Genomic DNA, 15005 nt, shown 5'->3' on the forward strand with positions numbered 1-15005 from the left:
ACCGCCATGTTCGACAGATGGGGCAAGTTCGTCGTCCGGCGCGCCTGGTGGGTCATCGCCGGCTGGCTCGTGGGCGCGGCGCTGATCATCGGGCTGCTGCCCGGCCTCTCCGACATCACCAGCGGCGACCAGGGCAGCTTCCTGCCCGACAGCTACGAGTCCGTGCAGGCGATCAACCTCGCCAAGGCCGCGTTCCCGGAGCAGGCCACGTCCACCGCGATCGTCGTGGTGAAGCGCGCCGACGGCGGGCCGCTGACCGCCGCCGACCAGACCCGGGTCGGCGCCCTCGCCACCGCGATCGACGGCGCGCACGTCGCCGGGGTCGGCAAGGCGCTGACCGGCCCGCAGGCCGTCGCGCCCAACGGCCTGGTGCAGCTCGTCACCGTGCCCATCACCGCCGCCCTGACCGACGCGCAGGGGCAGCTGGACGCGGTGACCAAAACCCGCGACGTGATCAAGACGGACCTCGCCGGCACCGGGCTCAGCGCCGGCGTCGCCGGGCAGGTGGCCCAGGTCGTCGACAACAACGACACGTTCAACACCGCGTTCGCGGTCGTCGGCGCCGCCACGTTCGCGCTGATCATCGTGCTGATCCTCATCATCTTCCGCAGCCCGATCGCCGCGCTGCTGCCGATCGTCGTCATCAGCGTGGTGCTGCAGGTGTCGTCGAACCTGATCGCGGCCGCCGGCAAGGCGTTCGGCTTCAACGTCGACCAGAGCCTGCAGACGCTGCTGCTGATCGTCCTGTACGGCATCGGCACCGACTACCTGCTGTTCCTGCTCTTCCGGTACCGCGAACGGCTGCGCGCCGGCGAGGACCGGAAGACCGCGATGGTGCACGCCGTCGCCCGGGTCGGTGAGGTCATCACCTCGGCCGCGGCCGCCGTCATCGTCGCCTTCCTGGTGCTGCTGCTGGCCAGCTTCGGCGGGTTCGGCTCGCTCGGCCCGGCGCTCGCCATCGCCGTCTTCGTCATGCTGGTCACCGGCCTGACCCTGATCCCGGCCCTGGTGAGCCTGATCGGCCCGGCGACGTTCTGGCCGTCGAAGGCGTGGCGGCGCGAGCCGAAGGGCACCGCGTTCCTGCGCATCGGCGCGGCGCTCGGCCGGCGGCCCGCGGTCGCGGCGGTCGCCTCCGGCGTGGTGCTGGTCGCGCTCGCCGGCGGGGTCCTGCTGTACAAGGCGGACTACGACTTCGCGGCGGGCTTCCCGAGCACGACCGAGTCGGCGAAGGCCGCCGCCGACCTGGAGCGCGGCTTCCCGCAGGGCGCGCTGGACCCGACCGAGGCGTACCTCACCACCGGCGACGGCAGCCCGCTCACCCCCGCGCAGCTCGACCAGTTCGGCGCCGCCGCCGCCAAGGTCGCCGGGGTCGGCGGCGTCCAGCCACCGGTCACCGCGGCCGGCGGGACCGTGGCCCGCTTCGCCCTGCTGCTGTCGGTCAACCCGGCCTCCAACGAGGCGATCGACCTGGTCCACGACCACCTCCGCGCCGACCTGCACGCCGTCGCACCACCCGGCACGAAGGTCCTCGTCGGCGGCACCACGGCGATCTACGCGGACATCAACGCGGCCAACAACCGCGACCTGTCGGTGATCCTGCCCGTCGCGGCGCTGCTCATCGCGGTCATCCTCGGCCTGCTGCTGCGCAGCGTCGTCGCGCCGCTCTACCTGGTGGTCGCGGTGCTGCTCAACTTCGCCGCCACCCTCGGCGCCGCGATCTACCTGTTCCAGAGCCTCGCCGGGCGGCCGGGGGTGACGTTCCAGCTGCCGATCGTGCTGTACCTGTTCGTCCTGGCGATCGGCACCGACTACAACATCCTGATGATCGCCCGGCTGCGGGAGGAGGCGCGGGCCGGCAACGAGCCCCGGGCCGCCGCGGCGCTCGCCGTCCGGCACGCCGGCCCGTCCGTCGCCGCGGCCGGCCTGATCCTCGCCGGCACGTTCGCGGTCCTCGCCCTCGCCCCGGTGTCGTTCCTGCAGCAGATCGGGTTCTCGGTGGCGGCCGGCATCCTGCTGTCGGCGTTCGTGATGTCGATGTTCCTGGTGCCGGCGCTGACCGCGCTGCTCGGGCACGCCGCCTGGTGGCCGGGGCACGGCGACGCCGCCCGGACCCCGGCCGTCGACCTCGGCAAGCCCCAGGAGGCGCCGGCCGGGTCGCACTGAACCAGGAAGGCCGCGAACGGCAGCGGCGGCACCGCCCCGGACCCGACCGTCCGGGGTGGTGCCGCCGTCGTGCCGTCGTCGACGCCGGGGGTCAGTCGTCGTCGACGGCGACGCCGTGCAGGGTGGCGAGCCCGGCGAGGCCGTGGTCGTACCCCTGCCCGATCGCCCGCAGCCGCCACCGGCCGTCGCGCCGGTAGACGGTGGCGAGCAGCAGGCTGCGCTCGGTGGTGGCCGCGTCGAGGGTGGCGCGGGCGTGGGTGGCGCCGTCGCCGGTGCGCGCGACGAACTCGACCGGTCCGAGGTCCCCGAACGTGTGCGTGCCGGTGATCGCGGCGGCGAGCACGATCCGGCTGACGTCCTCGGGGATCCGGCCGAGCCGGACGTCGACGAGCGCCTCGTGCGGCACGTCGAGGGTCAGCTCCACCGACCCGTCCGCCGCCGCGGGCTGGTTGTAGAAGACGAAGTCGGCGTCGGCGCGGACCTGCTCGTCCGCGTCGGTGAGGAACGCGACCACGTCCACCTCGGCGCCCGCGCCCGCCGGCCAGCTGACGGCGACCGTCCAGTCCTCGACGCCGTCGGGCAGGTCGATGACGGCGCCCCGGGACAGGACCACCGCCGCGGCGACCGGCGGCGGCTCGACCGGCGCGGCACCGGGTGCGGCGGCCGGCGGTTCGAGGGCGTCCGGGGTGCGGACGGGCAGGGCGAGGGCGGTGACGGTGGCCCAGCGGCGGTCGTTGTCCGCGCCGGGGAGGGCCACGACGCCGTTGACCCGGGCCGTCAGGTTGACCGCGGCGATCCCGCCCAGGTCGGCGATCCGGTGGCGGACCTCCGCCGCCTCGGCGTGGGTGCCGCCGAGCACGAGCAGGCACCGCCCGGCGAGCGGTCCCGCCGGTGCGGCGGCCCGCTGCGACGGCACGCCGGCCCGGGGGCGGTCCTCCGGCTTCGGCGTCCCGGGCTCCACGTCCGCCAGCAGTGACGCGAACGTGGCCTCGGAGACGACCGGCACGGCGTACATGGCGGCGGCGCGCAGCTTCGAGGTGGCGGCGGCCGCGTCGTTGGTGACGAGCAGGCCGGTCCTGCCGCTGACGGTGTTCATCACGTCGAGCCCCGCCTCGGTCGCGCGGGCCGCGAGGGCGTCCCGGGCCGTCGCGGTGGTCCCGGTGATGGCGACCTTCGCGCCCTGGACCAGGCGGCGGCCCGGCGTCCAGCGACCCGGCCACGCCCACGGGCAGACGGGCCGCGGCAGCCGGGCCGGGTAGACCGGGTCGACGGCGGCCGGGTCGCAGGCGCTCAGCGGCAGGTCGACGGCGAGGGCGTCGGCGGCGGCGAGGCTGTGCCGGAGGATCTCGGTGAGGACCCGGGTGTCGTCCTCGGCGTCGTGCGGCCGGGCCTGCGCCACGCCCCAGTGCGCGGCGAGCGCCGCCAGGGACAGGCTCGCCGTCGGCAGGTCGAGGCGGCGGCTCAGCGCGAGCGTGCACAGCCGCCGGCTGACCGGGAGGCGGTGCACGGCCCGGTGCGCCTCCGCGGCCAGGAACTTCCAGTCGAACGCGGCGTTGTGCGCGACCAGCACCCGCCCGTCGAGCAGCCGCGCGAGCTGCCCGACGACCGCGTCGAAGCGGGGCGCGCCGTTGAGGCGCTCGCGCGTGATCCCGTGGACGTGCACCGGGCCGGGGTCGCAGCCCGGGTCGACCAGGGTCGACCAGACCTGCCCGAGGGTCCCGTCGGACTCCATCTGCGTGACGGCGATCTGCAGCACCCGGTCGCTGGGCGCGTGCAGGCCGGTCGTCTCCACGTCGACGACGGCGTACCGCAGCGGGTACCGCGTCGCCGCGCTGGCCGGCAGGGTCAGCATGACCGTCACAACAGGGTCCTTCCGGTGGGCGGGAGGCGATTCTGAACCCGCCGCGCCGCGGAACCGCGCCGCGCCGCGCGGCGTGTCGCCGACCCGCGCCGAACGGTGGCGGGCCGGCGGGCGGAACGGTCACCCGCCACGCCCCGAACGGCGGTGGCGGTGGTGACGGCATGCGTTACCGTGCGGGAGGTGCAGAACGAGATCGTCGCGGTCACCGTCTATCCCCGGCAGGCCCGCGTCACCCGGCGCGGCCAGGCCACCCTCGAGGCCGGCGAGCAGCTCGTCGAGATCGGCCCGCTGCCGATGGGCATGGACACCGACTCGATCCGGGTGAGCGGGCGCGGCCCGGCGGCAGTCCTCGGCGTCGACGTGGTGCTCAAGCGCCACGCCGAGCCGTCCGACGGCACCGTGACCGCCGTCCAGGAGGAGCGGCGCGCGCTCGAGGACGAGCTGGCCGAGATCGCGGACGCCGAGACGGTCCTGCGGCAGCGGCAGGCGTTCCTGACGACCCTCGGCGAGCGGGCCAGCGGCGCGTACGCACGGGCCCTCGCCACCGGCGACGCCGCCGCGGAGACGGTCACCGCGTTCACCGCCACGATGGGCGGCGAGCTGTCGTCGGTCCTGGCTGGCGTCCGCGACCTGCAGCGCCGGCGCACCCGGGCCGCCGACCGGATCGCCGCCCTGGACCGGCAGCTGCTGGACCTGTCGGGCAAACGGGAACCGGACGCGCACTACGCGGTCGTCGCGCTCGCCGTGTCGGCGGCCGGGCCGGTCCAGCTGGACGTGTCGTACCAGGTGCCCGACGCCGGCTGGCGCTCCACCTACGACGTGCGGCTCACCGGCGAGACGCTGCGCCTGACCTGGTTCGGCCTGGTCGAGCAGCACTCCGGCGAGGACTGGCCGGAGTGCGAGCTGGCGCTGTCGACGGCCCGCCCGTCCGGCGTCGTCGCGATCCCCGAGCTGCAGCCCTGGTACCTCGACCTGCTGATGCCGCCACCGCCGATGCCGCCGATGCAGTCGTTCGCGGCCTACGGTGCCGCGCCCGGTGGTGCTCCCGCTCCCGCGATGGCCCCGGCGCCCCGCGCGATGGCGAAGGAGCAGTTCGACGGGTTCGCGGAGGTCGAGATCGCGCAGGCCAGGGTCGAGGAGGGGCCGGTCGCGGCCACCTACCGCCCGGCCCGCGCGGTCCCGGTGCCTGCCGACGGCACCACGTCCCGCGCGACGGTGCTCGTGCTCGACCTCGGCAGCCAGCTCGACCACGTCGTCGCGCCGTCGCGCTCCACCGACGTGCACCTGCGGGCGAAGGTGACCAACACGTCGCAGCACACGCTGCCGCCCGGCCAGGCGGCCGTCTTCCACGAGGCCGACTTCGTCAGCAAGACCGCCCTGTCGACGTGGGCGCCCGGGGAGGAGCTGGAGCTGGCGCTCGGCCTCGACGACCGGGTCCGGGTGGAGCGGGAGCTGACCCGCCGCACCGCGACCAAGGCGACGCTGGGCTCCAGCCGGCGCCGCGAGGTCGAATACCGCACCACCGTCGGCAACTTCACCGGCCGCCCGGTGCGGATCACCGTGCTCGACCAGCTGCCGGTCGCCCGCCACGACACGATCACCGTCCGGGAGACCGTGCTGGAGCCGCCGCCGGCGGAGCGCACCGACCTCGGCGTCCTCACCTGGCGCCTGGTCGTGCCCGAGGGGCAGAGCCACACGGTGCGGCTCGGCTACCGCGTCGAGACCGCCAAGGGCGTCGAGCTGTCGGGCTGGCGCGAGTAGCGACGCTCCCGGCGCCGGGCGCCGGCGTGAGCGGCGACGGAGAGCGCCGCACCGGCCGTCGATGTACAGTCCACTGGGTGGTCACTTCGATGACTTCCGCCCAGGATCTGTGGGGCTACGACTTCCGGTACAAGCGCGACATCGCTGAGCTGAGCTACCGGTATGTCCTGAACCCCGCCTCACCGCACAGCGACTGGGCGCTGCGGGAGATCATCCAGCCGGCGTTCCGCGCGCTGCACCGCGAGTACGGCGTGACCGCCGAGCCCCTCGCCTACGGCCAGCTGCCGCGGGACCGGCCCGGCCGCGCCACGTACGTCATCTACGGGCCGACGAACCCGCTGCTGATGCCGCCGGAGGAGCAGCACTATCTCGCGGCGCTCGCCGCGACCGGCGCCAGGACCAACATCATCTCGGCGTACCCGCTGACCGAGACGAACGAGGACCGGCCCGACTACGCCCTGGCCCGCACCGTCGTGCCGCAGCTGTGCGACGCCCTCGACATCAACGCGATCTACCCCGACCACCTCGACCTGGCCCGGGTGCTGCGCACCAACACGTGGCAGGACGTGCACGCCAACGCGATCGGTGAGACGGTCCGGGTCAAGTACCACCCGACGCAGAGCGTCGATCTGGACGACCGGGCCGTGCTCGACCGGCTGCGCGTGCGGCACGCCGGGGAGGTCGCGGAGCTGGCCCGCATCCACCGCGAGCACCACCTGTGGCAGCGCAAGCCCTACACCGACGGCTCGATCATGTTCCCGCACGACGGGCACTGGCTGGTGTCCCAGACGGTCACCGACAAGGTGTGGATGACCGCCGCCGACTACGACCTGATCACGTCGTTCGACGAGGGGACGCAGAGCCTCACCTACACGGGGGAGCGCCTGCCGAGCTCCGACGCGCCCGAGTTCCTGATGCTGAGCAGCCTGATGGCCATGCAGGGCCGGCGGCCGCGGCTCCTCGTGCACTTCCACCACCGGGAGCTGACCCGCGGCCGGCGCCACCGCGATCTCGTCTCCGACACGCGGATCGAGAGCGGGCGCTTCGCCGCGGGCCGGCAGTTCTTCCGGGAGCTGCGGCAGAAGTCGACGAACTGGTTCATCATCCGCGAGCACGGCATGGTGTGGACCGGCGACTCGGTCGTGGAGTTCGAGGACTACGTCCGCTCCGTCGTGTCGGCCACGACCTGACGGCGGCGGAGGAGGTGCTGAGCAACGAGGAGGCGACCACCGCACAGACCCTCCGGTCGATCGAGGCGGCGCTGCCCGACGGGGTCCCGGTCGTGGCGGCCCTTCACGAGCGCTGCGGCACCGCCTCCGCCGCCGGCTCCTTCCGGGGCGCCGCGGTGACCTCGTGCCGGCGGGCCAGGAACAGCATCGGCAGCGCCACCAGCTGGAGCAGGCCGCCCAGCACGAACGAGGTCGGGTAGCCCCACAGGTCGGCGGTCCGGCCCAGCCCCGGCTGGGCCACCACGCCGCCGCTGCTGGCGACGAGCGAGTCGAACGACAGCACGGTCGCCCGCCGGTCCGACGGCAGCAGGCCGTTGAGGTACGCCTGCCGCGACGGCAGGATCGCCGCGGACACCATGCTGTACAGCGCGAGGAGGGCGATCGCGAGCGGTACACCACCCGCCAGCCCGAACCCGGTGAGCAGGGCGCCGTTGAGCACCACCCCGGCGATGACCACCGACATCCGCCACCGGAACAGCGACTGGAACGCCATCGCCAGCAGGCCGCCGACGGTCTGCGCCGCGGCGTTGACGGCCGCCGCGATGCCGAGCAGGCCGTAGGCGCGCCGGTCGCCGGCGAGCTGCAGCAGGTAGGGCTTCATGGTGAACGCGACGTAGTAGCTGACCCCGGCGGCGACCATCGAGCCGAGCATGACCCAGCGCACCGCCGGCCGCCCCCAGCCGTGCCGCACCGACTCCGTCAGCACCCGCCGCACGTCCTTCACCGGCCCGCTGCCCCGCCGGGGCGTGAACCCGATGTCGTGCATGACCCGCCACGCGACCATGGTGAGCGTCAGCAGCAGCGCGGCCCGGACGAGGAACGGGACGCCGACGTCGGTGGCCTGCGCCACGTACGCGCCGCCGAGCGAACCGGCGAGGGTGCCGATCCCGGCCGCCACCTGCCCCCGCGCGAACACCTGTTCCAGCCGGCCGTCGTACCGCAGGTGGTGCAGCGCGTCGACCAGCCACGCCTCGGTGGCGCCGGAGAAGAACGTGAAGCCGACCGCGAGGACGACCGACACCCCCGCCCATGCCCACACCCCCGCGTGCAGGCGCCAGGCCATCCAGTACAGCAGCGTCGTGGCCGCAAGGGTGCCGCCGCCCAGCAGGTACGACGCCCGCCGCCCCCACGTGTCGGCGATCGACCCGGTGGGGATCTCGAACACGGCGTAGCCGAGCGTGAAGCACGCGTTGGCGGCGAGGGCCTCGGTGTTGCTCAGCCCCGCCTCGAACAGCAGCAGCGAGTTGATCCCCCAGATGAACGTGACGGCGAGGGTGTTGAGCAGCACCAGTGTGAGGTAGAGGCGGCGCACGTGGCGGCTCGTCACGGCCATGGCGCCAGCTTACGGCCTGAGCCCCGTCTATTTGGAGGTTTGTCGATGGGGGCCACGGAACGCGGTCGGGTCCCGAGCGTCCCTTGGCTACAGTCATGGTCATGGGGAGTGAGTGGGGGAGTGACACGGCCGTGGGCACGCCGGCGGACCCGGTCGGCCCGGCGGAGAGCACGGCGGAGAGCGCGGCGGCGGACGGGGCCGCGGACGGCGACGGCTGGCAGCCGCGGTCGCGGGTCGGTGCCGTGGTGGCGGCGCTGCTCAACGGGGACCACGACGCGGCCGAGCAGGTCGCCGACGAGTCGCAGGAGCACGACAAGCACGCCGACAAGGACCCCGAGGTCCTGGCCGCCGCCATCCGGCTCGCCGTGTGCAGCCTGTTCGACGAGGACACCCCGCCCGACGCGATCGCCGACTACGTCGCGGTCATGGCCCGCGACGTCGAGGTCGACCAGGACGCGGCGGTGGCGCTCATCCGCGCCCAGCTCGGCCACGAGGACGAGATCGCCGCGTTCCCGGAGCAGGTGGTGATCGACACCACATGGTCGGTGTTCGGGTACCTGTGCGAGCAGCGCCTCGGCCGGGAGGACTCCCTGGAGCTGATCGCGCAGGCCGAGGCGGAGACGCTGTAACGGCCGGTCAGCCATCAGTCACCGAATGGCGGATCTCATTACCGGCCGCCTGTGCCAACATCAACTTCCGTGGATGCTGAGACGCGGATCGTCGTGCGGTTCGAGGGGCCGGGTGCCGGAGCCGGCCCCCTCGCCTGGGGACAGCGGCAGGTGTGGGCGGCGATGGTCGAGATCGACTCGTCGATGAGCATGGGCGGGGCGATGCCCGTCAGCGGCGGCCGGACCGCCGAGGACTACGCGGCGGAGCTGCGCTTCTTCATGTGCCGCTACGCGGCGATGCGGACGCTGCTGCGCTTCGCCGACGACGGCACGGTGACGCAGGAGGTGTTCGGCTCCGGCGAGACCGCCCTGGTGGTGCTCGACGCGGCCGAGGGCGACGACCCGGCGGCGGTCGCCGAGGATCTCGCCGCGCGGTGGCGGGAGCGCAAGTTCGACTACGAGCGCGAGTGGCCGCTGCGCATGGGCGTGGTCCGGCAGCACGGCGCCGTCACGCACGTGGTGGCGCTGATGTGCCACATCGCCGCCGACCTCGGCGGGGTCGCCGTGATGATGCGGGAGCTGGCCGGGCGGGACCAGGTCACCGGCGAGCCGGCCGGCCCCTACGAGGCGCCCCAGCCGCTCGACCTGGTCCGCCTGCAGCAGGAGCCGGCGATGACCCGGCAGACCGCCGCGGCGATGCGCTACTGGGAGTCGCACCTGCGCGCCATCCCGGCGTCGATGTTCGACGCCCCCGCCGACCGCGGGGCGCCGGTGTTCTGCCGGCTGCGGTGGCGGTCCCGCGCGATGCACCTGGCGGCCGAGGCGGTGTCGGCCCGGCTCGGCGCCGACCCGGCGTGGGTGCTGCTCGCCGCCTTCGCCGCCGGCCTCGAACGGCTGCGGCCCGGCACCGGCCCGTTCGTCGCGATCAACATCATCAGCAACCGCTTCCGGCCGGCGCTGCGCGACGTGGTCAGCCCGATCACCCAGGACGGGCTCTGCGTCCTCGACGTCGCCGGGGTGAGCCCCGACGAGGCGATCGCCCGGGCCCGGACGGCGTCGATGAGCGCGTCGAAGTACGCCTACTACGACCCGGCGGCCCGCGCGGCGCTCACCGAGCGGGTCAGCCGGGAGCGCGGCGAGGAGCTCGACCTCACCTGCATCTACAACGACCGGCGCACCCCCCGGCCGGCCGGGCCGACCGGGGCCGCCGGGGCGGTGCCCGCCGAGACGCGGGTGTTGTCGGAGGAGCCGCTGCGGTCCCTGGGGCCGAAGCTCATGATCGTCGTCGAGGACGTGCCGGACGTGGTCCAGCTGTCCGTCGACGTCAAGACCCGGTTCCTGTCCCTGCCGGACCTGCGGGCGCTGCTGCACGAGATGGAGGCGTTCGTCGTGGACGCCGCCGGCCAGCCGGTGGCGTAATCCGCCCGGGAACGGGCACTGACCCGCATGCCTTACATCACCGTCGGGACGGAGAACGCCGGCCCCATCGACCTGTACTACGAGGACCACGGCGCCGGCCGCCCGGTCGTGCTGATCCATGGCTTCCCGTTCAACGGCGCCACGTGGGAGAAGTTGTCGATCCCGCTGCTGGCGAGCGGGCACCGGGTGATCACGTACGACCGCCGCGGCTTCGGCAACTCGTCGCAGCCGTCGACCGGCTACGACTACGACACGCTCGCCGCCGACCTCGACGCGCTGATGACGAAGCTCGACCTGCGCGACGCCGTGCTCATCGGGCACTCGATGGGCACCGGGGAGGTGACCCGCTACCTCGGCACCCGTGACTCCCGGCGGGTGGCGCGGGCGGTGCTGCTCGCGCCGCTCGCGCCGTTCCTGCTCAAGACCGCCGACAACCCCGAGGGCGTGGACCGGAGCGTGTTCGACGGCATCCAGGCCGCGATCCTGGAGGACCGCTTCGCGTACCTCACGAAGTTCTGCGAGGCGTTCTTCAACTGGGACGAGAACCGGGGCACGCTGGTGAGCGAGGAGGCGTTCCGGGCACACTGGGAGATCGGCGCGCGGGGCTCCGCGAAGGGCACCCACGACTGCGTCGCCGCCTGGCTGACCGACTTCCGCCCCGACCTGCCGCGCATCGACGTGCCGGTGCTCATCGTGCAGGGCGACCAGGACCGCGTCCTGCCCTACCCGGCGACGGGCGGGCGCCTGCAGCCGATGCTGCCCGACGCCCGCCTCATCACGCTGAAGGGTGCCCCGCACGGCATTCCGTGGACCCACCCGCGGGAGGTGGTGGCGGCGACGATGGAGTTCATCGGCGCCACCGCCATGACGCACGCCTGAAGGGCCGTGCCGGGCCTTACCGAAGGGCCCGGCACGACCCGGTCATCAGCAGGCGCCCTGGTCCTCCCAGACGCCCCACTGGCCGGTGGTCGTCGGGTTCTCGCCCTGCGTCCACCACTTCGCGCGGTACTTGCGGCCGCTGTACTGCACGACCGTGTTGCCGCTGTACGCCGTGCCCGCGTTCCACACCGGCAGGCCCGCGCACCCGGTGCCCGTGGACGTGCTCGGCGACGTGCTCGGGCTCCTGCTCGCGCTCGGCGAGGTGCTCGGCGACGTGCTCGGGCTCTTGCTCACCGACGCGCTCGGCGACGGGGACGTGCCGGAGCAGACGCCCTGGTCGACCCAGACCGCGTTGGTGCCCGGGGTGTCACCCTGCGTCCACCACTGCGCCTTCCACGTGTGGCCGTTGTGCGACACCAGGTTCCCGCCGGTGTACACCGTGCCCGCCGCCCACGGCGGCGCCGTGCAGGTGCCGGTCGACGGGGTGCCCGAGACGGTGGGGGAGACGGTCGGCGCGGTGCCGCCGCGGCCGTAGTCGGCGGCGAGCGCGTAGGTCTGGCCGCCGATGGTGAGCGTGAAGTTCGACGGACCCGAGATCGGCAGCTGGTAGTTCAGCGTCACCTCGGCGTACGAGCCCGCGGCGATCGCCGGCACGTTGAGCCGCACCCGGTGGAAGTCGCCCTTGAGGCCGCCGACGTTGCTGCCGGTGTGGCCGGTCGACACGGTGGTCAGCGCCCAGCCGGACTGCTGGCCGAGGTTGCCGGGCGCGGTGGTCGGGTAGTCGAACTCCAGCTGCGAGCCGGCCGGGATCGCCGCGCCGGTGTTGTTGATGAGCCGCAGCTCCGGGTTGATCGGGTAGTTGTTGTCACCCAGCGCGAACCCGCCCATCTGCACGCCGACGTTGAGCGTCTGCGTCGGCAGCGTGATGTTGGCCTTCTTCGCGCCGTACGGGGCGGCGGTCTTGAACTTGTCGTAGAGCAGGTTCGTCAGCGTGTTGCCCATGTACCACTCGTTGCGGGCCGCGTCCCACGCGTAGTCGCCGGCGAGCTCCCAGATCATGACGCCGCCGATGCCCTTGTTCACGACGTAGTCGGCCTTGGTACCGAGCGACTGGTCGTCCTCGGTGGACAGGAACACCTGCTTCTGCGCGTTCCACAGCCACGGCGCGACGAGGGCGCTGGAGTAGTTGCGGGTGTACGTGCCGGTGATGCGGTCCTCCGGGTCGGTGGCCGGGGTCAGCCCGTAGGCCTCCAGGTAGTCACCGGCCCGCCCCTCCTGCAGGTTCTTCGCGTGCCACATCGGGTTGGCGCCGGCCGGCACCTCGGCGTTGAGCTCTTCGTCGTGCCACAGGTTGTCGATGCCGACCGCGCCGTTGCCGCACGGGGTCGTCGAGCCGATCGCCCCGCCGGTGCCCGCCGGGCACTTCGTCTGGTCGGGCAGCGCCGCGCGTCCCCACAGGCCGTTGGTGCCGCCTGTCACGCCGCGCCAGCCCCGGGTGTAGTACGGGACGCCGATGTTGATCCGGCCGGACTGCATCGCGCCGCGGAAGTAGTGGTACGCCCAGTCGGTGTTCAGGTAGCCGATGTTGGAGTACGCGCCGTACACGCCGCCCTGGGACAGCTCGGCGTCGTCGCCGTTGTCGTACAGCGCCGCGTTCGGGCCGACGAAGTGGTTCCACGAGCCGTGCAGGTCGTAGGACATGATGTTGACGTAGTCGAGGTACTGCAGCGCCTGGTAGGACTCCAGGCCGCGCAGCAGCCAGCCGGAGGCGGGCGCGGCGACGGTCACCATGTAGTACTTGCCGTCCGCCGCGGCGGCCGCGTCGAGCTTCTCCCGCAGCGTCTTCATCAGCAGGTGGTAGGAGGCGTTGAGCCCGGCCCGCTTCGCGTCCGCCTGGGCGAAGTCGAGCGGGTTGCCGGCCTTCGCGTTCGATGTCGGGTACTCGTAGTCGATGTCGACGCCGTCGAAGCCGTACGTGCGCAGGAACGTCACGACCGAGTCGGCGAAGGTGTTGATGCCGGCGGTGTTGATGCTGTTGTCGGCGTTGGTCGTCATCCGGTAGAAGCCGCCGGAGTCGACCCGGTCGCCGTTGTCGTTGAAGAACCCGCCGGTCTCGGCCCAGCCGCCGACGCTGATCAGCGTCTTGACCGCCGGGTGCTGCTTCTTGAACTTGTTGAGCAGGTTGAAGTGGCCGGTGTACGAGTAGGCCGGGTCCATCTCCGCGCCGGCGACGCCGGGCCACGTCATGTTCGTCGCCGCGTTGTTCGCCGCCGACGGCGTGCCGACCGAGATCTTGTTGGCGCCGTCGACGTGCGCGAACGCGTAGTTGATGTGGGTGATCTTGTCCCACGGGATGTTGCTGGCCAGGTACGCGGGCGCGCCGTTCTTGCCGGTCCGCCAGCTGGTGAAGTAGCCGATGATCCGGCGGCCGTGGTCGGCGCCCAGGTTCTCCCGGCCGTTGGTGTCGTAGACCTGGCAGTACGGCACGGTGACGCCCGGGGTCGGGTAGAGCCCGTCCGGGCGGCAGGCCGCGTGGTCGACCTCCGCGTTGGCGGTGGTCACGAAGAACGCCGCGCTCGCGGCCACGAGGGCCGCCGTCGCGGCGGACAAGAGGTGCAGGGTGCGTCGTCGCATAGAACCCTCCGCCAACCGTTAATAAAGTTAACAGTAAAGTGTCCTAGATGTATAACGGCATCGACGAGGGTGCGCAAGAGCCAGCCTTAGCGGAGCCTTAGTACGCGACTTATTTCTTTCGTTTACTGTTTGACTGCGCTGTACAGGTTGCGCATCGCGAGGATCGAGGACCGGACCTCCTGGAGCAGCTCGGTGGTCGCCAGGGGGCGCCCCCACTCGGCCGTCGCGAGGTCGTCCATGCCGATGGTCTCGATGCCGCAGCCGTACGTGAGGCCGAGCAGCCGGACCGCGTCGCAGTGCTGGTGCCGCACGTAGGGGTCGTTGGTCACCAGCAGCACCCGGTCCGTCGGCAGCGGCCTCCTGACGTGCTCGGCCCAGCCGATCAGGGTGCAGGCGGTGCTGGCCCGCAGCGGGAGCCGGGTCGACGCGGCCGCCAGGACGTGGATGTCGCCGTCCGGCCACGTCTGGTGCCACCAGCCGTCGCCGGACTCGGTCGTCGCCGGCTCCGGCAGGTCGAGGAACCGGCGCAGCGCGGCCGTCACCATGTCGGCCTCGGTCTCCAGCTCACCGAGGCCGAGGCGGAGACCTTCCCGGTGCTCCCGGTCGTCGCGGTGCCGCAGGCTGCCCAGCCCGGCGACGGTCGCGGCCGTCGTGCCGCCGCGGAGCAGCCTCGCCGTGAAGTCGGCGCGGCCGAGGGTGACCCGGATGCCGCCGCCGAGGACGACGACGTGGTCGTAGTGCTCATGGACGGGCTCCGGGCGGCCGCCGTTGCCGAGGGCGTGGATGAGGTCGCGGATCCGCTCGTCGTCCGCGCCGAAGCCGACGCGCGCGGTGTCGAACCGCTCCTTCGTCCCGGCCCTGAAGTCCCAGACCTTCGAGAAGCCCGCGACGTGGTCCAGCGTCTCCCGCGCCGGCGCGTCGGGCACCGCGCCGCCGAACCTGGCCACGAGCTCGCGCATCTGGGGCGAGGTCACCCAGCCCTCGATCGCGGCGGACGGATCCGTCCCGCCGGGCTCGCACGGCGGCAGCGGGAACGGCTCCATGCCGGCGAAGCCTACCTTCTCCAAAGTGGACGGTCGGGAGTATGACGCGATGATCGACTGCGAGATACCGTGTCG

At 73.0% G+C, this 15005-nt stretch carries 10 protein-coding genes; 6 read left to right on the forward strand and 4 right to left on the reverse strand.

The window, feature by feature from the left end:
• The first annotated feature begins 6 nt into the window (after positions 1-6).
• Positions 7-2163, forward strand: a complete 2157-nt coding sequence (locus AB0J72_RS40005) for an MMPL family transporter (protein WP_363408881.1) — start codon at positions 7-9, stop codon at positions 2161-2163.
• A 91-nt stretch (positions 2164-2254) separates the two neighbouring features.
• Here AB0J72_RS40005 and AB0J72_RS40010 read toward each other — a convergent pair whose 3' ends face one another.
• Entirely contained in the window at positions 2255-4015 is a 1761-nt protein-coding gene (locus tag AB0J72_RS40010; RefSeq protein WP_363409016.1) for a TerD family protein, read from the reverse strand.
• 189 nt (positions 4016-4204) lie between these two features.
• On the opposite strand from AB0J72_RS40010, the gene AB0J72_RS40015 reads away from it, so the two are divergent.
• Together AB0J72_RS40015 and AB0J72_RS40020 are read left to right on the forward strand one after the other, a co-directional pair.
• Positions 4205-5785, forward strand: a complete 1581-nt coding sequence (locus AB0J72_RS40015; protein WP_363408884.1) for a DUF4139 domain-containing protein — start codon at positions 4205-4207, stop codon at positions 5783-5785.
• 89 nt (positions 5786-5874) lie between these two features.
• Positions 5875-6975 (forward strand): hypothetical protein, encoded by a 1101-nt coding sequence (locus AB0J72_RS40020; RefSeq protein WP_363408887.1) that lies wholly within the window; start codon positions 5875-5877, stop codon positions 6973-6975.
• Between the two features lie 103 nt (positions 6976-7078).
• On the opposite strand, the gene AB0J72_RS40025 is transcribed toward AB0J72_RS40020, so the two are convergent.
• Positions 7079-8347, reverse strand: coding sequence for an MFS transporter (locus AB0J72_RS40025; protein WP_363408890.1), 1269 nt, complete (start codon positions 8345-8347; stop codon positions 7079-7081).
• Between the two features lie 101 nt (positions 8348-8448).
• On the opposite strand from AB0J72_RS40025, the gene AB0J72_RS40030 reads away from it, so the two are divergent.
• The 3 genes from AB0J72_RS40030 to AB0J72_RS40040 all read left to right on the forward strand — a co-directional run bounded on the left by AB0J72_RS40030 (position 8449) and on the right by AB0J72_RS40040 (position 11253).
• Entirely contained in the window at positions 8449-8976 is a 528-nt protein-coding gene (locus AB0J72_RS40030) for a hypothetical protein (RefSeq protein WP_363408893.1), read from the forward strand.
• 69 nt (positions 8977-9045) lie between these two features.
• The gene (locus AB0J72_RS40035; protein ID WP_363408896.1) at positions 9046-10374 is read left to right on the forward strand and encodes a hypothetical protein; all 1329 of its coding nucleotides are present in this window, start codon (positions 9046-9048) and stop codon (positions 10372-10374) included.
• Positions 10375-10401: 27 nt separating this feature from the next.
• On the forward strand, positions 10402-11253 hold the full coding sequence (locus AB0J72_RS40040; RefSeq protein WP_363408899.1) for an alpha/beta hydrolase: 852 nt from the start codon (positions 10402-10404) through the stop codon (positions 11251-11253).
• Between the two features lie 45 nt (positions 11254-11298).
• Here the strand turns inward: AB0J72_RS40040 and AB0J72_RS40045 are convergent, their stop codons facing one another.
• Positions 11299-13887, reverse strand: a complete 2589-nt coding sequence (locus tag AB0J72_RS40045) for a glycosyl hydrolase family 18 protein (RefSeq protein ID WP_363408902.1) — start codon at positions 13885-13887, stop codon at positions 11299-11301.
• A gap of 122 nt (positions 13888-14009) precedes the next feature.
• Entirely contained in the window at positions 14010-14930 is a 921-nt protein-coding gene (locus AB0J72_RS40050) for a hypothetical protein (protein WP_363408905.1), read from the reverse strand.
• Positions 14931-15005 lie beyond the last annotated feature (75 nt).

The organism is Dactylosporangium sp. NPDC049742, assembly GCF_040674675.1.
In the GTDB taxonomy this organism is placed as follows: Bacteria; Actinomycetota; Actinomycetes; order Mycobacteriales; family Micromonosporaceae; genus Dactylosporangium; species Dactylosporangium maewongense.

Excerpts from the sequence above, each read along its gene's own strand:
- AB0J72_RS40040 (WP_363408899.1), top strand. The coding sequence starts at position 10,402 with ATGCCTTACATCACCGTCGGGACGGAGAACGCCGGCCCCATCGACCTG.
- AB0J72_RS40030 (WP_363408893.1), top strand. The coding sequence starts at position 8,449 with ATGGGGAGTGAGTGGGGGAGTGACACGGCCGTGGGCACGCCGGCGGAC.
- AB0J72_RS40045 (WP_363408902.1), bottom strand. The coding sequence starts at position 13,887 with ATGCGACGACGCACCCTGCACCTCTTGTCCGCCGCGACGGCGGCCCTC.
- AB0J72_RS40050 (WP_363408905.1), bottom strand. The coding sequence starts at position 14,930 with ATGGAGCCGTTCCCGCTGCCGCCGTGCGAGCCCGGCGGGACGGATCCG.
- AB0J72_RS40005 (WP_363408881.1), top strand. The coding sequence starts at position 7 with ATGTTCGACAGATGGGGCAAGTTCGTCGTCCGGCGCGCCTGGTGGGTC.
- AB0J72_RS40025 (WP_363408890.1), bottom strand. The coding sequence starts at position 8,347 with ATGGCCGTGACGAGCCGCCACGTGCGCCGCCTCTACCTCACACTGGTG.
- AB0J72_RS40020 (WP_363408887.1), top strand. The coding sequence starts at position 5,875 with ATGACTTCCGCCCAGGATCTGTGGGGCTACGACTTCCGGTACAAGCGC.
- AB0J72_RS40010 (WP_363409016.1), bottom strand. The coding sequence starts at position 4,015 with ATGCTGACCCTGCCGGCCAGCGCGGCGACGCGGTACCCGCTGCGGTAC.